The 21,551-nt window shown below is 50.0% G+C and carries 17 protein-coding genes and 1 tRNA gene; 5 read left to right on the top strand and 13 right to left on the bottom strand.

The genetic code is table 11. From position 1 onward, the window contains the following. Nucleotides 1–100: 100 nt before the first annotated feature. The 5 genes from DW826_RS03730 to DW826_RS03710 form a co-directional block, all read right to left on the bottom strand. Nucleotides 101–1,456 (bottom strand): gluconate:H+ symporter, encoded by a 1,356-nt coding sequence (locus tag DW826_RS03730; protein ID WP_117552063.1) that lies wholly within the window; start codon nt 1,454–1,456, stop codon nt 101–103. Between the two features lie 362 nt (nt 1,457–1,818). Beyond that, nucleotides 1,819–2,556 carry a FadR/GntR family transcriptional regulator gene (locus DW826_RS03725; RefSeq protein ID WP_117503007.1) on the bottom strand — a complete coding sequence of 246 codons (738 nt, stop codon included), beginning with the start codon at nt 2,554–2,556 and terminating at the stop codon, nt 1,819–1,821. A gap of 173 nt (nt 2,557–2,729) precedes the next feature. Then, nucleotides 2,730–4,397 carry a Na/Pi cotransporter family protein gene (locus tag DW826_RS03720; RefSeq protein ID WP_117552062.1) on the bottom strand — a complete coding sequence of 556 codons (1,668 nt, stop codon included), beginning with the start codon at nt 4,395–4,397 and terminating at the stop codon, nt 2,730–2,732. A gap of 205 nt (nt 4,398–4,602) precedes the next feature. Further along, nucleotides 4,603–5,316, bottom strand: a complete 714-nt coding sequence (locus DW826_RS03715) for a peptidoglycan recognition family protein (RefSeq protein WP_117552061.1) — start codon at nt 5,314–5,316, stop codon at nt 4,603–4,605. Between the two features lie 167 nt (nt 5,317–5,483). Continuing rightward, complete coding sequence (locus DW826_RS03710; RefSeq protein WP_117552060.1) at nt 5,484–6,140, bottom strand: Crp/Fnr family transcriptional regulator; 657 nt, start codon at nt 6,138–6,140, stop codon at nt 5,484–5,486. Between the two features lie 289 nt (nt 6,141–6,429). Between DW826_RS03710 and DW826_RS03705 the strand changes: the two genes are divergently transcribed. Then, on the top strand, nt 6,430–7,185 hold the full coding sequence (locus DW826_RS03705; RefSeq protein WP_117470645.1) for a 4Fe-4S binding protein: 756 nt from the start codon (nt 6,430–6,432) through the stop codon (nt 7,183–7,185). 120 nt (nt 7,186–7,305) lie between these two features. Further along, nucleotides 7,306–7,809: a hypothetical protein gene (locus tag DW826_RS03700; protein ID WP_117470644.1), complete on the top strand. Its 504-nt coding sequence runs from the start codon at nt 7,306–7,308 to the stop codon at nt 7,807–7,809. Between the two features lie 364 nt (nt 7,810–8,173). Here the strand turns inward: DW826_RS03700 and DW826_RS03695 are convergent, their stop codons facing one another. Next, a complete protein-coding gene (locus DW826_RS03695; RefSeq protein WP_117552059.1) occupies nt 8,174–8,998 on the bottom strand; it encodes an EFR1 family ferrodoxin in 825 nt (274 codons plus the stop codon). 525 nt (nt 8,999–9,523) lie between these two features. On the opposite strand from DW826_RS03695, the gene DW826_RS03690 reads away from it, so the two are divergent. After that, nucleotides 9,524–10,447 carry an Rpn family recombination-promoting nuclease/putative transposase gene (locus DW826_RS03690; RefSeq protein ID WP_117552058.1) on the top strand — a complete coding sequence of 308 codons (924 nt, stop codon included), beginning with the start codon at nt 9,524–9,526 and terminating at the stop codon, nt 10,445–10,447. Nucleotides 10,448–10,571: 124 nt separating this feature from the next. Here the strand turns inward: DW826_RS03690 and DW826_RS03685 are convergent, their stop codons facing one another. Both DW826_RS03685 and DW826_RS03680 read right to left on the bottom strand, forming a co-directional pair. Further along, nucleotides 10,572–11,693 (bottom strand): DNA/RNA non-specific endonuclease, encoded by a 1,122-nt coding sequence (locus tag DW826_RS03685; protein WP_117552057.1) that lies wholly within the window; start codon nt 11,691–11,693, stop codon nt 10,572–10,574. Between the two features lie 167 nt (nt 11,694–11,860). Beyond that, nucleotides 11,861–12,268, bottom strand: a complete 408-nt coding sequence (locus DW826_RS03680) for a ribonuclease Z (protein ID WP_117552056.1) — start codon at nt 12,266–12,268, stop codon at nt 11,861–11,863. Nucleotides 12,269–12,469: 201 nt separating this feature from the next. Between DW826_RS03680 and DW826_RS03675 the strand changes: the two genes are divergently transcribed. Continuing rightward, nucleotides 12,470–12,542, top strand: a tRNA-Ala gene (locus tag DW826_RS03675). A gap of 256 nt (nt 12,543–12,798) precedes the next feature. On the opposite strand, the gene DW826_RS03670 is transcribed toward DW826_RS03675, so the two are convergent. The 5 genes from DW826_RS03670 to DW826_RS03650 all read right to left on the bottom strand — a co-directional run bounded on the left by DW826_RS03670 (nt 12,799) and on the right by DW826_RS03650 (nt 19,960). Then, nucleotides 12,799–13,953, bottom strand: a complete 1,155-nt coding sequence (locus tag DW826_RS03670) for an N-acetylmuramoyl-L-alanine amidase (RefSeq protein ID WP_347472272.1) — start codon at nt 13,951–13,953, stop codon at nt 12,799–12,801. A gap of 158 nt (nt 13,954–14,111) precedes the next feature. Next, nucleotides 14,112–16,352, bottom strand: coding sequence for an SH3 domain-containing protein (locus DW826_RS03665; RefSeq protein ID WP_242994034.1), 2,241 nt, complete (start codon nt 16,350–16,352; stop codon nt 14,112–14,114). A gap of 196 nt (nt 16,353–16,548) precedes the next feature. Next, nucleotides 16,549–17,499, bottom strand: coding sequence for a DUF1177 domain-containing protein (locus DW826_RS03660; protein ID WP_117484586.1), 951 nt, complete (start codon nt 17,497–17,499; stop codon nt 16,549–16,551). A gap of 200 nt (nt 17,500–17,699) precedes the next feature. Beyond that, complete coding sequence (locus DW826_RS03655; protein WP_181967980.1) at nt 17,700–18,677, bottom strand: TAXI family TRAP transporter solute-binding subunit; 978 nt, start codon at nt 18,675–18,677, stop codon at nt 17,700–17,702. Then, on the bottom strand, nt 18,674–19,960 hold the full coding sequence (locus DW826_RS03650) for a galactokinase family protein (RefSeq protein WP_015554948.1): 1,287 nt from the start codon (nt 19,958–19,960) through the stop codon (nt 18,674–18,676). The genes DW826_RS03655 and DW826_RS03650 overlap by 4 nt, the downstream gene beginning before the upstream one ends. 361 nt (nt 19,961–20,321) lie before the next feature. Between DW826_RS03650 and DW826_RS03645 the strand changes: the two genes are divergently transcribed. Further along, entirely contained in the window at nt 20,322–21,254 is a 933-nt protein-coding gene (locus DW826_RS03645; protein WP_117552053.1) for a TIGR01212 family radical SAM protein, read from the top strand. Nucleotides 21,255–21,551: the final 297 nt, after the last annotated feature.

Below are 21,551 nucleotides of genomic sequence, written 5' to 3'. Positions count from 1 at the left end.
GAGCGAATGATATATTTTATTGGAACTGTTTTTTCAATTTTGTTCATTCTCTGTGTTTCGAATGTACCGCGGCTTTAAGCTGCGTATCTGCATCTTTCTATTACGCAAAGAATGAAATTACAAGTGCTACAAGGAATCCGGTCACGCCGACTAAGGTCTCCATGATGGTCCAGGTTTTCAGAGTCGTCTTCTCGTCGATTCCCACGAGGGATCTTACCAGCCAGAAACCGGAATCATTGAAGTGGGAACATACGGTGGAGCCGCCCGCTACTGCCGCTACGGTACATGCCAGATATAACGGGGACAGCTCGCTGATTCCCGGAAGCGCCGCAACAATACCTGCCGCCATGGTCATGGCAACCGTCGCGGAACCGACGCTGATACGGACAAGGACTGCGATGATAAATGCAAGGATAACGATCGGAAGATTCATGGATGCAACCGCGTTTCCGATCACGTTTCCGAGACCGGAGTATTGAAGCACATAGCGGAGCACGCCGCCGCAGGCGGTAACAAGAAGGATGAGACCGGTCGGCTCTAAGGACTTTGTCATAACCTTCTCAAGCTCTTTCATCGTGTAGCCATGTTTTAAGCCGAGACCAAACATAGCAGCCAGAGTCGCAAGTAACAGTGCTACGAACGGCTCACCTAAGAACTCAAAGACCGGAGCAACACCGGCTAATGCCGGAACGACGCCGCAGATGGAGTCCAGAATGATGAGCACCAACGGGATCAGGATGATCCCAACGATCAGCCAGAAGCTCGGAAGCTTGGACTCATCGATCTCTTCCTGATTTGCCACGCTCTCCGGCACCGGAACATAAAACTTCTTACCACAGATGGATCCCCAGACCGGACCGGCTACGATCATCGCGAAGATTCCGCAGAAGATTCCGACTAAGATGACCCAGCCAAGATCTACATTTAACATCGTTGCTACGAGAACCGGTCCCGGTGTCGGCGGAATGAACGCATGTCCAACCGCAAGTCCTGCAAGGAGCGGGATCACATAGTGAAGAGAGGAACGCTTTGTCTTCTTTGCAAGGGAGAATGCTAACGGGATCAGAATGATCAGTCCTGCATCGAAGAATACCGGCATCGCGATCACGAGACCTGTGATTCCAAGCGCCCACGCGGCCTTCTCGTCACCGAATTTCTTTACCATCGTGACGGCGATCGTCTGTGCACCGCCCGAGACCTCCAGGATCGCGCCGAACATGGATCCTAAGCCTACAAGTAAGGCAATTCCTTTTAACGTGTTTCCAATTCCATCATTGACTGCCGCGATAATATCTTTCGTCGGCATTCCCGCAAGAAGTCCGATGCTGATCGCTCCGATCAGGATCGCGATCATTGCCTGCACATTAAACTTGATGATCAGGACGAGCAGGATCACAAGACCGATCAGTGCTGCCAGAACAAGGCGGGTCGGGTTGAGTACAACTCCTTCAGACATAGTGGATTTACCTCCCAGTGTATTTGTTTTGGTTGTTCCGCGCAAAGATCCGTATCATACCCCGAACCGGACTGCTCTGCGCTTCATGGTTTCATTCCGGAAAAACAGTTCACGTTTTGACTTTCCTGTTTTCCGTTTTCATCAGACATGTCAAGCCGTTTAGCAAGTTTTTTGATATATTTATCTGATGTCTTATGTCTATGTGCTTAATCTACCATTTTTCTGTGGAATTTGCAATACTTGTCTGATGTATTTTGCCTTTTCTCTTTTTCGCACAAAAAAAGCAGGGGAAAATTGTGCATTATTTTTCCCTGCTCGCTGCATTCTTATTCCATTTGAATGGCTTCTGACATTTTACTCTCCTACTGCTCTTTCTCCTCTTTTGTCTCGCCCTGCGCCTTATAAGCCGTCCGGCGTCTCAAAAGCTCCTGCCTGTTATACGTCAGATGCATCACCATTGCACACCGCGCCCCGGTGGAATCATGATTTGCGATGGCTTCCGTGATGGCCCGGTGGGTCGTGATCGTCTCTGTCCGCAGTGAGCGCCTCGTCAAGTTTACAAAGGTATTGATTCCCGAATTGATGATCGGGATCAGGGACTCCATGACCTGATTCTTACTGCACCGGGCGATCCAGGTGTGGAACTCAATGTCTTTCGGCATGTGATCCTTGTCCGCCAGATACAGTTCCTCCGTCTCCTTACACAGCCTCTTTAATGTCGCGATATCCTCGTCCGTCGCATAAACTGCCGCCTTAGCGGCGATCTCCGGCTCTAAGATCAGGCGGACGTCAAAGAGATCCAGCGCCAGCTTAAACCTGTCATGGAGCTTTGCGTTAAGCCTTAACGGATCATCCTCCGCAGGCGTCAGACTGCTGACATACGTTCCCGCTCCTCTCCGCACCTGCAGAACTCCTTTCGTCACCAGACCTTTTACCGCCTCGCGGATCGTGCTTCGTCCCACCTCAAACATCTCCGCAAGTTCAAACTCGTTCGGAAGCCGGTCTCCCACCTCCAACGGTTTCTCTTTTATATACTCTAAGATCCGGTCCTCGATCTGGCTGCCCAGAAGTTTCCGGTCATCTTTTTTCTTCGTCTCCATAGTTTCCCCCATGTTCTGTTACAAGTTGTCTGATGTCTTCATTATACGGAAGATCGCATATGCTGGCAAGCTGATTTTTCCAAATGACCGCAAATACTAAAAAAATCCCGCACACAGTCCGGATATTATCCGTAATCTGTATGCGGGATCAAAATCATCAGATGAAATGCGCTTTACAGCTCATCCTTCACATATCCGGCCACATTATAAGCATGGTCGGAGATACGTTCCAGATTGCTTAAGATATCTAAGAACACAACGCCGGCGGACGGGTTGCACTCGTTCTTGGAAAGACGCTCGATGTGCTTGTCACGCATCTCCTCCTCGAGAGTATCCACACGGTCTTCCAGCTTGCTGACCTGACGGATATCCTCCATTCCGCCATCCTGACGGGCAGCGACTGCATGGTCCACAGCTCCGATGGCCGCGCTCGAAATCTCTTTGAGATCCTCGATCCCGGTCTCTGAGAAAGCGAGTCCATGTTCCTTCAGGTACTGTGCCGCCTCCGCGAGGTTTTCCGCATGGTCGCCCACACGTTCTAAATCGCTGATGCTATAGAAGAGGTTGCTGACCTGAACTTTCTGCTTCTCATTTAAGGACAGGTTGTTGACCTTAATGAGATATTCGGTAAGCTTCTTATTTAAAATATCGATCTCTGTCTCGTTCTTAAAAACCTCATCCAGACATTCATATTTGTTTTCCAGAAGGACGCTTGTTGCAAGCTTTAAGTTTGCAAGGGCCATCTTACCCATATGAACGACTTCCATCACACCGACTTCAAGGGCAAAGGTCGGGGATTTGAAGATACGTTCGTCGAGAACCGGAAGCTCGTCCTCCTTTGTTTCCTTCTTCTCCTCTTCCTCGCCTGTCTCACGGACGATCAGACCGGAGAACGCAACGAGCTGTTTCGCGAACGGGAATAAGAGCAGGGTGTTCGTCACGTTAAAGAATGTATGGAACACCGAGATCTGGAAGGAATTGATGCTGCTCTGGGCAATATCCGGGCGCATCATGGAAATGATATACATACCGATTCCGAATACGATCGCACCGAAGCTGTTGAAGGTCAGGTGGATCACAGACGCACGCTTAGCGTTGCGGCTTGTACCGGCACTGGATAAAAGCGCAGTCAGACATGATCCGATATTCTGTCCAAGTGTAATATAAATCGCGGCATTTGCGGATACCACTCCACTCATCGCCAGAGTCTGTAAGATACCGACAGAAGCGGTGGAACTCTGGATGATCGCAGTTACAAGGGCACCTACAAGAATACCGAGGATCGGGTTCCTTCCGAGTACCGCAAACGCCTTCGCAAAGATCGGGGCATCCGTGTACGGTGCTACCGAACCTGACATGAAGGTCAGGCCCACAAACAGGAGGCCGACACCGATACAGATCTCACCTGCCAGACTCTCCTTTTTCTTCTTGGAAAACATCAAAAAGGCTGCACCGATGGCAACTACGAGCGGTGCGAAAAACGACGGCTGCAAAACCTTCATCGCATCCCCCAGAGAGTTTAAGGAAACCATCCATGCGGTGATCGTTGTACCGATATTCGCGCCCATGATGACCCCGACCGCCTGGGTCAGATTCAAAATTCCGGCGTTTACGAAACCAACCACCATGACGGTTGTGGCTCCGCTGCTGTGCAGGATCGCGGTGATCAGAGCGCCAAGACCGACTGCCAGAAGTCTGTTGTCCGTCACCATTCTCAGGAACTTGTTCAGCTTACTTCCCGCCGACTTCTGCATGCCGTCACCCATGATACTCATACCGTAAAGGAACATGCCCAGACCGCCGAGGAAGCTGAAGATACTTTCCAGATATCCGATATTCATAATGCCTTCTCCATTCTCTTTTGTCGCTGCCTGTTGTCTTAACACGGCGGCGTGGCAAAAGCGCAGTTTCGATCCGATTCTGCAAAATTTGCCTTCGTGTTCCATCATATCATAGAGCACACGCTTTTTTCAATTATAAATATAATATTTGTAAATTTTAGGTAAAGAATACAAAATGAATTTCGAATTTTTAGTGAATGTCCCGTTACTTCTTCAGAATCTTTATCGCTTTCTTTACATCCTTATGGAAGTCCTCCCATTTCTCCGGATAATCCACAAAATATTTCGGGCAGATCTTTCCCGTCACGTCGTAGTGGCGGATCACGTCATCCGGCTTCAAATCAAATTCCACACAGAGGTACGCGCATAAGTTTACAAGCGTCTGATATGTACTGTCATAAAATTTTCCGGTCTCATCCGGGTGGCAGCACTCGATGGAGATCGTGTCGCTGTTGCGGTTGTTGGATGCGTAGGCCACCTCATTTAATGGAACGCACTGGACGACCTCACCCTCCAGACCGATCACAAAATGGCTGCTGACAGAGGTGGTCTTCGAACCCGTCTGGTCCTTTAATCCCTCAAAATAATTCCGGTTTTCCAGAGCGGTGCTGCAGGGATTTGCGACATAGTGTACCACGATGCCGTTTACTTTCTCAAGCGGGATCTGCGGCCGTGAGTACTCATTCGGGGTCAGGAGATTCACGTTCACATACTCTGGCACTGCCACGTCCGCTGGATCCACCTGTTTTCTTCCTATAAGTCTCTTTGTCACGAGCACAGCTGTTGCGATCACGGCGATTCCGATCACGGCTGTCAGACCTCCTAAGATCATCCGGCGGATCCGCTCCTGTTTCCTTCTTCTTCTCCGGTTTTCTTCCCGGCGGATCCTGCGCTCTTCGATATCATCTCTGTATAGCATTGTTCTTTCCTTTCTTCTATATATAGAATTGTGATGTAACTTTTCAGTAAGTCTGCGCACTTGCTGCGCTGGCCGTAAAGGAACCTGGATGGAAGGCAAAAAACCATCGGCACAGCTGATTTGGAATGGATTTTTGCACGTAACCGCGAGGACACTGAACAGTTACGTTATAAAAGCGTAAAAAGGTTCTTCTCAAATTCAATCAGCCCGTCTTTTTTCATTCTGGAGAGTTCTGCGGACAGAGCGCTCCTGTCCACCGCGAGATAATCCGCGAGCTGCTGGCGGTTAAAGGGGATCCCGAAGGTCTTTTTCTTCTGTTTTTCAGACTCAAAGGACAGGTACGCCATCACCTTTTCCCGGATGGACCTCTGTCCCATGTGGTCGATCTTCCGCGTCAGCATTAGATTTTTCTTCGCCATGATATAGAGAAGGTTGTGGATCAGGCGGTTGTGATGCGAACATGCCGGGGTGCAGACGTTTAGGATCTTTCCGATGTCCAGAAACAGGATCCGGCACTTCTCCGCCGCCTCCACATTTACCATCAGAGGCTCGCCGGGCATACAGGCATAGGCCTCTCCGAAGAGCTCGCCGCTCCCAGCATGTCCAAGGACCTGCCTGTTTCCCCAGAAATCGTCCCGGGAGATATCGACACTTCCGGAGAGGATGAATCCCATGGAGCGGATCGCAGTTCCTGCAAGAAAGACCGCGTCGCCTTTTTCGTATTTCTTTTCGACTGCGGAGAGACATTTCAAGATGCTCTCCTTTTCTTCCGGGTGGATTCCGGCGAAAAGCGGGGAATCCGGAATTTCTTCTTTGTGGATCATAGTTTTCCTTTCCTTCACCTAACACAGGCGGCCATTTGCACTTTCCTGTTTCCTTCTTCCATCACGTGCGGTCTACCTTTTTTCAGTTCTGAATGTACCGCATTGTGAATTTTTCGTTGGAAATACAACATACTTTTTGTCATCATTGTAGTATATTGACGATACAAAAGTCAATACGTGACACTTACAAAATCTGCCACGATCCGCTTTTTCCGGATGCATGGCAGCAAATACACCGCAATGAAAATCACTGAGACAATATTTACACGCTTTGAAAGGGGAACTTAAATTGAAAAGAACGATCGTAAAAATTGATGAAGAAAAATGCAACGGCTGCGGAGCATGCGCAGCGGCCTGTCAGGAAGGCGCAATCGCGATGATCGACGGAAAGGCGAAACTGATCCGCGACGATTACTGTGACGGTCTTGGAAACTGTCTTCCGGCCTGTCCGGCGGACGCCATCAGCTTTGAGGAACGCGAGGCTGCCGCTTACGACCATGAGGCGGTTCTGGCACACATGGCGGCAAGAAAAGCTGCTTCCCTCATGCCGACAGAGGCACCGTCCCCGAAGCCGGAATTTACAGGATGCCCGGGAAGCATGAGCCGCACGATCACACATGCCTCCGCGCCTGCATCTAACAACGCAGCGATTCCGGGACACACTGCACCTGTCTCCATGGAGAGCAGACTATCCCAGTGGCCGGTTCAGATCAAGCTCGTCCCGGTCCGCGCCCCGTACTTTGACGGTGCGAAGCTTCTCGTTGCCGCGGATTGCACCGCTTACGCATACGGAAACTTCCACAACGATTTCATTGACGGACATGTGACACTGATCGGATGTCCGAAGCTGGATTCCGTAGACTATTCCGAGAAGCTTACAGAGATCATCCGCAATAATGATATCCAGAGCGTGACAGTTGTTCGCATGGAGGTTCCGTGCTGCGGAGGAATCGAGGCGGCTGTGAAGAACGCGCTGATGGCAAGCGGGAAGTTTATTCCGTGGCAGGTATATACAATCGGTACCGATGGACGGATCTTGAAATAAGATCTCGTCCCTGCCAGTTCTTCTGGAAAATCCCATCGGCATAGCCGATCTGGAATAGATTTTTCCTTGTAACTACGAAGGTACTGAATCGACATTTTTATATTTAAGAAGGTAACTGATATGTCTCTCTCAACTACTACAAACACCTCTGGCCGCACCCCGGAGCAGGACGCTGTCATCTGCGCCCTCATCGGACTCGCCCGCGCCGCGGAGGCAAAGGAAATCCCGGCTGGAACTGCTCCGGTCCTTTTTGCAGCCCTGGCATCCGTGGCTCCGGGCGGCTCGCTCTCCTCTTCTGCCGCCAATGACCTTGTGGAACAGATCCACAAGCAGAAATCTATTGTCTCCCCAGACTGCGCCGCTTGCCCATCCCCCTGCGGAAGGACTGCGGACTTTCTTCCGAAGGACTTAAACTGCACCGACAACGGCCTCTTCGAGGACCGGAACCGGCTGCTCGCAGAACTCAGCCAGCACGCGAAAGAGGAATGGAAGCGCATTCTCGCGGAGCAGGAAGATCCGGAGATCACACGACTCTTTATGGACTGCGTGTTCATGGCGGGATATGCATATGAAAAGGAGCTGTTTGCGCCGTATTTTGAAAAATTGGCGGCACTGAATGACTGAATGCAGGAGTCAAAGTCCTGTGCCAGGTCTCCCACGGATCATCCCGGGAACAGGCTCCGGCAGGCAGGCTTCAAACCTGTTTATCTCAGTCGGAGACCTGACTCCCATTGAGACAGATTTGTGATTACTCACCACCTGTTATGAAGTGACTTTTGTCAAGAGTTAATTTTTAGAAATTCTTCTTAACTCCAGTCACATTTTTTCTGACAGCATTAGAAAAGAGTTCTATTTTAACAGTCCCCGGCAGTTGGCCACTCTAAAAAAGTGGGAATCTTCTCGAATGAGAAAAAAATTGATACAGGGAGCCTATGTTCGCCCTCTGTATCAATCTTTTGCATTGATTTTTTATACAATCATAGAATCATCAGATAAACCACTCTGCCTCAGCCCGTCTCTGGTAATTCTGTTTTAACATTTCCACATGAGATAAAAATGCCTCGTCATCAAAATACTTTGCGCCTGCCGGACATGCCTTGATGCAGGCATGGCACTTGATGCAGATTCCGGTGCAGGTATCCGGCGCGTCCTTCGGGATGGATCCCATCGGACAGACTGTCGCACAGATTCCGCACTTCGTGCATTTTTCCGGGTCTGTCTTCGGTTTCGCCTTTAAGAACACTGCAGGTTTTCCATCCGTTCCAAGCGGTGTATAGTAGGCAGTCACCGGATCATCGCCGCGGACCTCGATCTTTGCCGGGATCTCCGTCATATCAGCAACTTTCTTCGCGACCTTCTCACCAAATTCCGCAATCTTCGCGAGATCATCCGCATCCGGACGTCCTGTCGCAAGCTTATTGCTGAACACATGCTCTGTCGGAATTCCCGCAGCCGCAATCGTATGGAAGCCGTGAAGTTCCAGCTCGTTGCGAAGCTCGATCAGACCGTTGTCAAAGTTTCTGTTTCCGAATACCGATACCGGTACTGCAAATGCGCCGTTTCCCTCAAAAGCGCTCTGCACATACGGCAGCATCTTATTCGGAATTCTTCCCGCGTAGACCGGTGTGCTGAAAAATACAAGATCCTCACTTTCAAAGCTCGTAACACCTTCCCGGTTCTCCGGAAGTGTAAAATCAAATGTCTCCATCGGCGCAGAAAGAACTTCCGCCGCCTTTTTCGCCATCGTTGTGATTACTTTTTTCGTGTTTCCTGTGGGGCTGAAATATACCGCCCATACTTTTGTGATCTTCATAATACCTCACCTTTTCCCTTGATATATGATTCTTTATTAGCAGATAAAATCTGCTTTATGAATTTCTTCCCATCAGTATAGCATATTGCAATGCAAAAAGAAACCTCCTTCCCACAAAAACAGAAGCCCCTGGAATTTTACTTCCGGGGACTTTTCCATTTTCTGTTTCGTGAAATTTACAGTTCCGGTGCCTCATCGAGTACGAACTCTACGCTGGCATCTTTCTTGATTTCTACGGTGTCTTCAGCTTCCTCGATTTCGGTGGAATCTTCTGCTTCTGTGTCCTCAATGAGTTTATCAATTTTTAATATTTTTTAATACCCAACTACATTGCCATCCCCACTCCTACATGCTAATATAATCCCAAGCAAGGTTTCTAACGAATTCTATGATCTATTTTCTATTCTGGCCATTACGGCATCTGAAGACTCTTTGCTGAAATCACCCAAACAACTGGCAGGGAGTCGGGGATGTCTCGTATCAATTCCTCTCCTGCCCAATTTTCCAGGAAAGGAAGGTAACTGAATGGAAAATCAAGTGATCCATGCTCTCATCTCCACTGAAGAGTATAGGGAATCGCCCGATTTTATGAATGTCAATCTCAGCGATTTCGCCCTGTTTCTCGCGGTAATGAAGCACAAGGAGGCGCAGGAATGCGTACTCAGTATTATCCTGGATGAACCAGATCTCAGGCTTACACAGGTAAGGGTTGAGGACGTTATTCTCAACAAAAACGGAAGACGCGGAATCCGGCTCGACGCCTGGGCATTGGCGGAAGATTCCAGGCAATTTGCTACAGAGATGCAGAATGATGCGTCTGAGGACGATCTCAGGAAGCGCTCCCGGTATTATCAGGGACTTCTTGATACACCGGCGCTAAAGGCAGGAAAACACACAAAATACCGCCACTTGCCATCAACGATCGTGATATTCATCACCCAAACTGATCTCTTCGGAATGGATCGCGCAATGTACACATTCACAGAGCGCTGTCACCAGATTCCGGGGATGGAACTGGGGGATGAGACAATGAAGATATTTTTGAATATGAGCAGTAAGAACGAACGGGATGAACTCGTGAGTCTTCTTCAATATATGAAAAACTCTACGCTCTCCAATCCCGAGATTATTATCCTTGATGACAGGATCCGCAGGCTGGACGCAATTGTTACTGAAGTAAAGCAGAGTGAAGAATGGGAGGATGCACATATGAGTATTTTATCTACTGGTATTGACATCGGACGTAAGGTAGGCCATGAAGAGGGCCTTGAAGAAGGGCGCAAAGAAGGGCGCAAAGAAGGGCGCCTTGAGGGAATCCATGCGATCATAAATGTTCTAAAAGAACACAATCTTACCGATTCCGAAATCATTCAGCAGCTATGTAAATCTTTTCGCTTAGATACAGGCACTGCAGAAAAAATGTTTCATGATTTCTCACATCATGATTAATCTCTGATATTTCAGTTTAATCTTATGTCAAATATGGACTGAATAAACGCCCGGCTCCATACACTGATTGCATAAAGCCGGGCGTTTGATATTGTCTTAATTTTATATGTTTTTGAAATATTCTCTATGGTTTACAACTTTTACAAGCTTCATATCCCTCATCAATCAGCTTCTCCCGCTCCCCCGTATACTTTTTTCGGTTCTCAGACTTGATATTCTTCACAGAATCGCAGTCCGTGCGGTGGAATTTCATGGTCTTCGTGTTGAGGATATAGGTTCCGCTCTCTTTTCCAGAGGTTCCTGCATCGTTTTTTCCGGTACCTCCAGATGCCCCTGATGAATTGTTTCCAGTAGACGATGTACCTGACGTTTTCCCGGTACCTGACGCACTTCCGCTTTGACTGCCTCCTGCACCTCCGCTCTTCGCCAGTTCACTCTTTCCCGTCGCGTAGTCAATCGTGACTCCCGGCTGAACATTGTAAACATAAACACAGAACAGGACTCCGTCGCCTTCGTCCTCCACGGACTTCGCTTCCATCAGAACTCCGGATGCCACAAGATTATCACCTTCGAAGATCGGCGTCACACGGTACATCACATGGTTTCCGGTTTCTTTTACATAGTCGGCTGTCAGGTTCTCAAACGGCAGCATTCCCTGAACATTAAGGTATCTCGTACCCGTAATCAGATTCTTTTCGTTCGCGTTCTCCGCAGTCAGCTGATATCCGATCAGATGGCATCGGTTATACAGATATTTTCCATCCACAAAATCATATTTCGCATTGATCCACCCTGTTGGCTTTACCTCTCCGATGGAACCCCGCTTTTCCGTCGGCATCGTATCGGTACTGACGGAGGCGTAAGCCACACCGCAGCGTCCTAATGAATCCAGATCACTGTAGCGTTCAAAGGAGACATCCGTCAGGTCATCCTCCGTAAAATACGGAACATTTCCATTGACCGCCACATAAGGGGAGTCCGTATACTCCGGAATATCGGAGAGACGGAATTCCCCGGTTGCCGACGGGTTTCCTGCCATCCCCGATGACGTTTTATTTCCCTGTCCGCCGCTGTTTCCGGCGCCGGAGTTCTCCGCCGCCTCAGCAAGGCTTTCAAGGATATTTCCTGCCGCATGGGCAACATCTGCCGCCACACTGGCTTTAGCGGCCGAATCGCCCTCACAGGCCGTTACAGTCAAAGAGACCGCCGCGATCACGCAAAGCAGCCATTTTCTTAAATTCTTCATATTCTGTCATTCCCCTCTGTTGCCATACTTTCTATCGCAGTCCACCTTTCCGCCAAATGCTCTGTACATGCTCCCCCTGTCCCAATCTCCAATATCCCGCTATATTTTCTGAAATATCGGAATTGGAACTGTCTCCAGCGCCATTCTGCCTATCATACATTCATATTTTAACGGGTATACCGCTCTCTGGTAATTTTCTCATGGGAAGATCCCGCAAATTCTTTCGTCTCCATGCACTTCCACACGCTGAGATCCACTGGAAAATACACCTCCGCGGGATAATCCCTGTTCCAACGGTAGAGATAGATCTCCTCGATCCGCTCCACACAGCCAGAGACGTCCGCATTCTCCACAAAGCAGAACTCCCCGTCCCCCGCAGCATCGAGAAACGTCTCATCCACCAGGATTTTCTCCGCATCACTCTCCGCAAACTGTTTTCTGCTGTAGGCATTCATCCAAAGTTTTTTTCCATCCGTAAGTTCCAGAATATCTGCCCGCAGGACGCGGTCCTGGCTCTGGCGGCGGTGATTGAACATCATTCCATTATGGTCGTCCACACATACGATCAGTATCATATAGTCCCCTCCCTCTCCGTTACATCTGCCTTCTGCCTTCTATTTTACCACGTTTTCCGCAATGATACAACCATACGTTCGATTCTTTTATCTTGTACCGCGCCAGCGGTCCCGGCAAAATTTCTTCACTTTTCCTTCTGGAAAATCTTGACATCTGTCCCCCGTGGTGCGATAATAATGAGGTCAAAAAAATATCGTTATGGGCTTGTAGCGCAGTTGGGAGCGCACCACATTCGCATTGTGGGGGTCGTCGGTTCGAATCCGATCAGGTCCACTGAAAAAACACCATTTCCATTGAGAGATGGTGTTTTTTATATGGAAAGAGGCCCCCCCCCCCCGTAGTTTTCAACATCCTCGCATTCACCTGCGTTAATCTACATCTTCGCGCAAATGCACATCTTCGTCATGTAATTTTTTTTTGATTACCAGGAAGTTCCGGTATAACCTCCCATTAATTCCAAAAACCGCCGCCAGGTATTTTCCCCAGCAGCGGCATTCCATTCATTCTGTCTTGAACTTACGAGCCCGGATCACTGTCCAAAATAACTGTTCACACCGACAACAAGCCCATCCGCCAGTTTTCCTAACGTCGCATCATCATGAGCAGATTTCCCATCCCCCAGTTCGATATCAATACTCGGAACCGTAGAATACGACGTCTGGGTCAGATCCATCTCCATGGATCCCGACGAGAAGATCTTCACACCGTTCTGCTTCAATCCGCCAACCAGCGCGCTTCCAAGCTTATTGTGGGACTCCCAGTGGGACGCCACCGGCTCCATGGCACGATAGGCGGCATTATTCGGCACACTCATGTAAAATGCGCCCTTGTCCGTCTTCGTGGAATCCCAGTGCAGGGCGATATGGCAGTCTGCCTTGTTGTTCGCCATGACGGTTCTCGCCACATTGTCGAGCTGCACATCACTTCCATCGCGGATCATCAGCACATCATATCCCGCCGCCAGAAGCTTATCCCGGAAGATCTGCGCCATACGGAGCGTCACGGTACTCTCCGCCGTTCCATCCGCGAACGTCATTCCGCCGGATACCGCCACCGCCTTTGTCGCGCCTGCGCCCGTCGTTCCGCCTGTCACCTTCGCCGTCTGATCCGGGTGACAGAATGTCTTTACCTTCGATCCGCCGGATGTACCATGTCCAGCATTTACAGCAACCACCTTATTTTTCCGGTTTGCAGTCCCATTGTGGTAGAATACCGCACATCCGCTGTTGATCGCGGACATCCCCGCGTATTTCCAGTTGGGATCCATTCCAACCTGATAAGCCTTATCCACATACGCCTTTAAGGAGTCCGGTACTGTCACAGTTCCATCGGCGGCAACTGTGGATGTTCCGCCCGCAGTTGCCGCCCCCGTTTTCGCAGTGCTGCTCTGCGGCTTGCTGGTCGTCAGATAGCGGCTTGCCACATAGACGGTCGTCTTCGCCCCGCCGATCTGCACCTCGCTCCACTCCCCATTGTTTTTCACTCTGGAAAGTACTGTCCCGCGGGGCAGTGTTCCGAGAACCGCCCCGGATACAGTGGACGGCTGATTCCTGTAATTTAATTTCGACGCGTTCACATAAACCGTATCCGCAAACGCCGTCATCGGTACCGCTGCGGCGAACAGGATGCCAAGTCCCGCGCAGAGACCTGCCGCATGTCTCTTAATACCCTTCTTTTTCTCCATATTCTTTCCTTCCCATGCATTCCAGAACTGATCCACCCGGAAAAATTTTAATATGTCCCGGCTTCCCAGTCTGAGGAATTCATTTCTTCCAAATTTACTTTCCTTATCAAGACAGCCCGGCATCTCTACCGGGCTGTCCGAAATCTTCCAATTTTCAATTAATCACCAAGTACATTCACGATCTTCGCCGGAGTACGATAGTTCCATGTGGAGATCTTGATACCGGATCTCGCGTTGGACGCATGGCACACCTGACCATTACCGATATAGAGCGCAACATGGTTGATTCCGCCGCTGCCGGAGTAGAATACAAGGTCACCCGGACGCATCTGGCTCGAGGTGATCGACTTTCCGCTTCCCGACTGCGCGCCGGAGTTGTGCGGCAGGGATACACCGAATTTCGCCATGACAGACATCGTAAATCCGGAGCAGTCCGTTCCGTTTGTCAGGCTCGTTCCGCCGTAGACATATCTGTTTCCGACGAACTGAACTGCGTAGTTTGCGATCTGGGCACGTTTGGAGGAAACACTTCCGGACTTCGATCCGGCAGCCCCGTCGTTTGCGCTGTTCTTCTTACCGGAATTATTCTTTGAACTGTTCTTTGAACTGTTCTTAGAATCATTCTTCGAAGAGGTATCTGCAACCTCAACCACCGGCGTATACTTGATCGCCTCTTCCAGACCGTACTTAACGTCAACATAATCGCTGGACAGGTATGCGTCCTGATCATCGATCTCGATCTTTACCCAGCCATCCTGCTGATCCGCTACAAGGAATCGCTCGCTGTTGGAGATCTGTGTGTAGATCGAAGAATTCGTGTTCGGCTCTGTGCGGACATTGACGCCGTCCGTGTTGGAGATCGCCATCAGCTTTGCAACCTGAAGCGCTTTGTCCTTCGCCTGCTGTCCTGTCAGGATATACTCAGATTTTACATAACCGGTAATGTTTCCGGAACGGATCTTGTACCAGCCCGACGTGGAGGTGTCCAGGATATCACAGCCTGCGTTGCTCGGCAGCTTCGCGATGATCTTGCCCTTCTTCTCATCCGGATTGTCGCGGACATTCAGGTAATTGGACACATTGGATACACCGAGATTATCATAAAGGCTTAAGACCGTCTGTCTCATATCCTGCTTGATCGCCTCATCCAGAGCGTATTTTACGGTGACATAATCCGCAGAAATATATCCGGAAGAAATCTGGATCCAGCCGTCCTGCTGCCCCCTGATGTCATATCTTTCGTTTTTAAATACCTGCTCCACAACATTCGCATCCGCCTTCGGCTCTGACCGGACATTTAACTTATCCGCATCGATCACGGCACGCTCAGCCACATTTTCCGCAGCCAGTTTTTTCGCCTCATCCCCGGTATAGACATACTGGGAGCTTACATAACCGGTCACACCGCCGGATGAGATCTTATACCAGCCATCTGTGGAGGTATCCAGAATCTCGCAGGCACCGCCCTTCGGCAGCTTTCCTATGACCTCACCGAAGCTCTCCGGGGTCTTTCTGACGTTCAGATAGCCTGAGACCTCCGCAATCCCAAGATTTGCATAGCTGTCCACAATACTCTGGACCGTCTTTTCATATTCCTTAGACGCAATCTCCTCGGCAGAAAGCGTGGTCTCCAGAACAATATTTCTCTCCCCGGTGCTCTCAGATGCAGCCTCTGTTGTCTCTAAGGAAGCCGCTGCGGTCTCAACCTTCATCCCTCTGGAAAAAGTGTCCCTGTGATTTCCGATCACAGTTCCTGCAACCGCAACCACCGCGACCACTGCAACAGCCGCTCCTCCTGCCGCGAGGATCTTCATATACGGCATCGCCGCCTTTTTCTTTTTGATCTCACGCAGTCTTAAGATATTTTCACGCTGACTTGCCTGATGCTCTTTTTTCGGGCGCACGGGCTGCAGTTTTTCCCTTCGGTTTCCGGAACGTCTTCCCGCAGAACGGGATCTCTGTCCCTCTGTCTCCGATTCAGCGCTGGCGGCTTCTGCGGTCTTTGCCTCCGGTTCTGTGATGTCGGCTTCTGCAGCCTCTGCCTCCGGCTCTGTGATGTCGGCTTCTGCTGCCTTTGCCTCCGGCTCTGCGCCGTCAGCATCTGCGGCCTTTGCCTCCAGCTCTGTGCTGTCGGCTTCTGCTGCCTTTGCCTCCGGTTCTGTGCTGTCGGCTTCTGCTGCCTTTGCCTCCGGCTCTGCGCCGTCAGCATCTGCGGCCTTGGTCTCCGGCTCCGTGCTGTCGGCCTCTGCGGCCTTTGCCTCCGGCTCTGTGCTGTCGGCCTCTGCGGCTTCGATCTCCGGTTCTTTCTCGGATTTCTCCGCCGGGATCTCCGGGATCGCCGGCTCCATCTGATCCGGAACGTCTTTCTTAGTTTCTTCTATCATTTCTCTGTCTGACATGTATGTTCTCCATCACCCCGTCCCATAGACGGTTATCGCATATTGTTACAATTTTTGCTCTACCCGTAATTGTAACAATCCCGGCAGAACCTGTCAAATTTTTTCCGCCGGGATTTATGATAAATTTCTGTCAAATTTCTTAAAAAATTACATCTGCTGCCGGAATCCAGCTGAGATCCGGATCTTTTCCCGAAGCTTACGCCTCTTCACTCTTCTTTCCAAGCGTCTGGAAGTGTTCCATGTTGCCGTAAAGCTCCTTGATCCGTGCAAACTCCTCCTTATCCAGAAAACTCAGTTTTCCTCTTCCGAATGCCTTCGCCGACTCGATCATAAACCGGGCTGCCTCATCCAGATCTTCCATATGGGTAGCTCCCGTTGCACATCCGGCAACGGTCGTCTCCGTCGTGATCGCAACGCCTACCACCGGGGCTTTTGTCGCCGTCGCAGGCTGCAGGATGCTGTTTAAATGGAAGATTCCATTTCCATAAGGCGTGATATCCTGTTGTGTCAAAGCAAATACATAAGGAAGTTTTCCTGTTGTCATCTGCATCACATCGAGAAGATCCTCGCTGACTCTCAAAATATATCCCTGACATACCGTCGGTGAGATTGCGAATCCACGGTGGTTGATGATCCTGTTTCCCTTTGTGGTATCCACAACCAGAACTGCGTCCAGATCGTCCGTCACTTCCTCCTTATTCACCTGCCAGGTCTCCACCGGGGAGTTCATAAACGGCACCGGTTCATGGGGAGCTGTCGGAGCGTCCGGGCAGACATGCGTAGATACGAATACGTCGCCCTCAAGGAAATCGCCCTTTGCCTGCATTCTGAGAAGCTTTGCGGCAACCGCTAACGCTGTCAATGCGCCGTCACCGTCGGAGACAAACCCGATCTGTTCCGGTCTTGCCCCCAGACCGCCGAGGCGTCCGAGAATGCCGATCGTTCCAGCGTTTCCGCCCTTTGATTTTCCGTTTTTTCCCGGAATCAGGATTCTCACCATATCCGTATGGCCTTTTGGTCCTTCAAGCGGATACGTTTCCACCTGACACATGGGATCGATGGATCTAAAATACTCCACCACCTCGCTGCCGGACGCTGATGCGCTGTCTAACATGTCAAATAATTCAATCAATTCTTTGTACAACATAGGACATCTCCTTTTCCCGGTCTCTTATAAGACCGCTTGTTATTTTGAGGGATATTGTAACTGTTCAGTACCCTCACAGTTACGCGCAAAAATCCATTCCAAATCGGCTGTGCCGATAGGATTTTTGCCTTCTATTCTAAGTTTTCTTACGGTCAGCGCAGTAAATGCGCAGACCTACTGAACAGTTACGGAATATTTTACTATTTGAAATATCCCTGCTCCTCATAATACCGTTTTGCTCCGTCATGAAGTGGAATCGGGATCTCAGAAGCCCGGAACTCCCTGTCATCCATCGCCCGCATAAACGGTTCTCCGGCTGTATACACCGGTCCGTTGACCTCCAATGCCCAGGCGATCTCATGAACAAGGTCTTCATCCATATCCGCAGACACGCAGACAAGGACTTTTTCGCAGAAGGTCCCGACCTCATCGTCCTGATTTTCATAAGTCCCTGCCGGAACTTTGATCTTACTGTATTCCGGATGGCCGTCTAAGATCTCATCCAGTTCTTCGTCCGTGTAGGATAAGAACCGGATCCCATCCTCTGCCGCCAGCTCCTGGTAAACCGGGACAGGGGACTCCGTGAACGCATGGATCCCGTCAGCCCACTGGTCCCGGACCCCGTCGGCTCCACCCTGGATCCCATAATACCAGATCTCCGTGTTCTCCTTGTCGATTCCAAGGACATCAAACACTTCTCCGGATACCTTTGCCGTCTCAGAACCTTCATTTCCCACGGCAAGCGGATGCCCCTTCAGTTCCTGTACCTTCGAAAGTCCCAGTTTCTTCGGGGATATCCACGTGGAGACGATCGGATAACATGCCGCTACTGCACGAAGTTTTTCCTTTTTTTCTCCCTCACAGGCACCGGTTCCCGTATACGCCTCGTAAGCTGCCCCAGCCGGAACGATCACGAGATCATATGTCCCGTCAAACAGATGCTCTATATTCATATAGGCGCCTTTTGACGGCCAGGTCTCCACATAGACTCCGGGAACTGTGTTGCTGATGGTCGCCGCCACGGCTTTTCCAGCCCGGTCAGTCACGCTGTCCTCAGTGAAGGTCCCCATAATGAGTTTTCTCGTCTCCCCCATACCGGGATCCGGCTTTGAGCATGCAGTCAATACACCGGAAGCGGCAGCTATAAGAATCAGGCTCCGTGCGTGTCTCCGATTCATGCGATATATCCGTCCACGCATACCGCTCCGTACGGGCGGATGCTCATACGGTATGCGCTTCCCTCTCCCATTGCCTTTTCAATATAAGCGATGTACTCGTCTGTCACGGAATTCGGCAGCATCGCCATAATAACGCCCGCAAATCCGCCGCCGTGAACACGGCATGCGCCGCAGCCTTTTTCCTTGATAAATAACTCTGTGAGCGCTAACGCGGAAGTGATCCCCTGCTCCTCAGATCCCGGAACATAGCAGTTCTGGAGCCATTTCCAGGAAGAATTTCCGGATTCAGTGATCAGGCTTAAGAATTCGTCAAAACGGTTCTCCTTTAATGCCTGAACCTGTTTTTCAACACGCTTGTTCTCCTCAAAGAAGTGAAGGGCACGTAAGAACGCGCGGTCACCCGCCTCTTTTCTCACTTTCGCCGCATTTTCGATCACTTCCTGTTCCGTGATCTCCGCGCAGACTTCCTTTCCAAACACGGCTGCCACCCTCTTCATCTCATTCGGGATGGAGGAATACTCAGCGCTTAAGTCCGCATGGCCTTTTCCGGTCTGGACAATGATCAGGCTGTGATCCTGAGCACCGAAATCATAGTTGAGTTTCTCAACAACCGGTTCTAAAGGATTCTTGAAGTCGATGGTGATCATGCCGCCCACCGCGCATGCCATCTGGTCGAGAAGACCTGAACCTTTATTCCAGTATTTGTTCTCCGCGTATTTGCCGACATGGGCATATGTAACGACGTCCACTTTTCCGTCATTGAAGAACTCGTTGATCATGGAACAGATCAGCATTTCGTAGGAAGCGGAGGAGCTGACTCCGGCGGCGCTGATCACGTTGCTTGTGATATAAGCATCAAAGCCGCCGATCTGATATCCCATCTCCTGAAATCCGGCCAGCATTCCCTTTGTCAGGTCGATGGTTCCGGCCATCTTGTCGCTCGGCTTTAAATTTTTGATATTGATCGTGAATTTCTGGCTGTATGTCTCACTGATAATGTGGATCTCATCGGTTCCGTTTGCCGCCGCGCAGGCAACACAGTCAAGGTTGATGCTTCCAGCCAGAACTTTTCCATTATTGTGGTCTGTGTGGTTTCCGCTGATCTCGGTACGTCCTGCGGAAGTAAAAAGACTCACCTGATCCCCCCCGAATGACTTTTCGAATCCCTCAAGAACATGCTCATAGCGCTTTTCATTCTCAGCGGCACCGTCCCCATACATTTCTGTAAAAAATCCGGTCGCTTTCGCGCTCTGTAATGCTTTCTTTGCAGCTTCTCTATCCATAACCCCAGTTCTCCTTTTCGATCCGCTTTGGCGGATATTTTAATTTTCTTCACAGCCAGCATCTTGTCCGGAAGCTTTGCTGTGTTTTCCGGGTTACTGTACCCACAGTTACTGTACACGGGTAGGAATTTTCTGAACTGAAAATTCCGTACAATACAGTGGTGGTAGTGGATTTTGCCGATTCGGAATGCGAAGCATCGGCAAAATCAGTTACTGTTTGCGCAAGGCGTGAACAGTAACTACGCGCAAAGCAGGCGCAGTAACTTTTCCGGAAATCAGGTTGAAAAGAAACCTCTTATTATTATATAATACCTCGTATATGTGTTGCAAGGAAAACTTATTTTTTGAAAGGATCTGTTTTATGCTTCAGACAGACTGGAATGGCAAACCGTACCACTCTCTCGACTATGAATTAAAAAAGATATTTGGGAAAAAAGTCTATAAACTCGCTCTGGACGGCGGCATGACATGTCCAAACCGGGATGGCACACTGGGAAGAGGCGGCTGTATCTTTTGCAGTGCCGGCGGATCCGGTGATTTTGCAGAAAAGCAGGCCGGATCCCTTAGAAAGCAGGCTGACCTTGCGAAGGCCCGCGTCAGCCGGAAGATCTCAGGAGATGACGCTGCCTATATCGCATATTTCCAGTCATACACAAACACATATGCCCCGCTCTCCTATCTGAAACAACTCTTTTCTGAGGCAATCTCTCTCCCGGAGATCTGCGCGCTCTCTATCGGCACACGGCCGGACTGCCTCCCGGATGAAACCGTAGAGCTTCTTTCCCGGTTAAATAAAGAAAAACCGGTCTGGATAGAGCTCGGTCTGCAGACGATCCATGAGGATACGGCAAAACTCATCCGCCGGGGATATGCGCTCCCTGTTTTTGAGGATGCCTACCGCAGGTTAAAGGCTGCCGGACTCACGGTGATCGTCCATGTGATCCTCGGACTTCCCGGAGAGTCGAGGGAACAGATGCTGGAAACTGTAAATTACCTTGGAAAGCTCCATGTGGATGGGATCAAGCTGCAGCTCCTTCATGTGTTAAAGGGGACAGATCTTGCCGATCTTTATGCATCCGGCAGGTTTCAAACACTGGAACTGCCGGAATATCTGGAACTGATCGGTGACTGCTTAAAAATCCTCCCACAGGAAACTGTGATCCATCGGATCAGCGGCGACGGGCCAAAGTCGATCCTGATCGCACCGGAATGGAGCGGGAATAAAAGACTGGTTTTGAATTCCATTGCAAAATATTTAAAGGAACATCATATTTTTCAGGGGATGGACCTGTAACTGCTTTCTCATTTCGATAAAATGAATGTGCCTTGTCACATTCCTGCGCCTCGTGCGGTCGCTTGCGACAGTCTACATCTTCGCGCGAGTGCGCATCTTTGGCACGTCAGTGCCTTTTTATGTAACAGGGAATTTCCTGCTACATAAAAAAGGCGTTAAATCCATCATCCGGATTTTTCTCCGGGTGGATCGAACGCCTTTATCATTTCTTTTCCATTATTTATACTGCCACGTAACTATTCAGTACCTTCATAGTTACGTGCAAAAATCCATTCCAGATCAGCTTCGCTGATGGGA

Source organism: Clostridium sp. AM34-11AC (genome assembly GCF_003435375.1).
In the GTDB taxonomy this organism is placed as follows: Bacteria; Bacillota; Clostridia; order Lachnospirales; family Lachnospiraceae; genus Pilosibacter; species Pilosibacter fragilis.
Note: the sequence above shows the minus strand (reverse complement) of the source record. Positions and strands in the feature narration are given on the sequence as shown.

Excerpts from the sequence above, each read along its gene's own strand:
- DW826_RS03730 (WP_117552063.1), bottom strand. The coding sequence starts at position 1,456 with ATGTCTGAAGGAGTTGTACTCAACCCGACCCGCCTTGTTCTGGCAGCA.
- DW826_RS03725 (WP_117503007.1), bottom strand. The coding sequence starts at position 2,556 with ATGGAGACGAAGAAAAAAGATGACCGGAAACTTCTGGGCAGCCAGATC.
- DW826_RS03720 (WP_117552062.1), bottom strand. The coding sequence starts at position 4,397 with ATGAATATCGGATATCTGGAAAGTATCTTCAGCTTCCTCGGCGGTCTG.
- DW826_RS03715 (WP_117552061.1), bottom strand. The coding sequence starts at position 5,316 with ATGCTATACAGAGATGATATCGAAGAGCGCAGGATCCGCCGGGAAGAA.
- DW826_RS03710 (WP_117552060.1), bottom strand. The coding sequence starts at position 6,140 with ATGATCCACAAAGAAGAAATTCCGGATTCCCCGCTTTTCGCCGGAATC.
- DW826_RS03700 (WP_117470644.1), top strand. The coding sequence starts at position 7,306 with ATGTCTCTCTCAACTACTACAAACACCTCTGGCCGCACCCCGGAGCAG.
- DW826_RS03695 (WP_117552059.1), bottom strand. The coding sequence starts at position 8,998 with ATGAAGATCACAAAAGTATGGGCGGTATATTTCAGCCCCACAGGAAAC.
- DW826_RS03690 (WP_117552058.1), top strand. The coding sequence starts at position 9,524 with ATGGAAAATCAAGTGATCCATGCTCTCATCTCCACTGAAGAGTATAGG.
- DW826_RS03685 (WP_117552057.1), bottom strand. The coding sequence starts at position 11,693 with ATGAAGAATTTAAGAAAATGGCTGCTTTGCGTGATCGCGGCGGTCTCT.
- DW826_RS03680 (WP_117552056.1), bottom strand. The coding sequence starts at position 12,268 with ATGATACTGATCGTATGTGTGGACGACCATAATGGAATGATGTTCAAT.
- DW826_RS03670 (WP_347472272.1), bottom strand. The coding sequence starts at position 13,953 with ATGGAGAAAAAGAAGGGTATTAAGAGACATGCGGCAGGTCTCTGCGCG.
- DW826_RS03665 (WP_242994034.1), bottom strand. The coding sequence starts at position 16,352 with ATGTCAGACAGAGAAATGATAGAAGAAACTAAGAAAGACGTTCCGGAT.
- DW826_RS03660 (WP_117484586.1), bottom strand. The coding sequence starts at position 17,499 with ATGTTGTACAAAGAATTGATTGAATTATTTGACATGTTAGACAGCGCA.
- DW826_RS03655 (WP_181967980.1), bottom strand. The coding sequence starts at position 18,677 with ATGAATCGGAGACACGCACGGAGCCTGATTCTTATAGCTGCCGCTTCC.
- DW826_RS03650 (WP_015554948.1), bottom strand. The coding sequence starts at position 19,960 with ATGGATAGAGAAGCTGCAAAGAAAGCATTACAGAGCGCGAAAGCGACC.
- DW826_RS03645 (WP_117552053.1), top strand. The coding sequence starts at position 20,322 with ATGCTTCAGACAGACTGGAATGGCAAACCGTACCACTCTCTCGACTAT.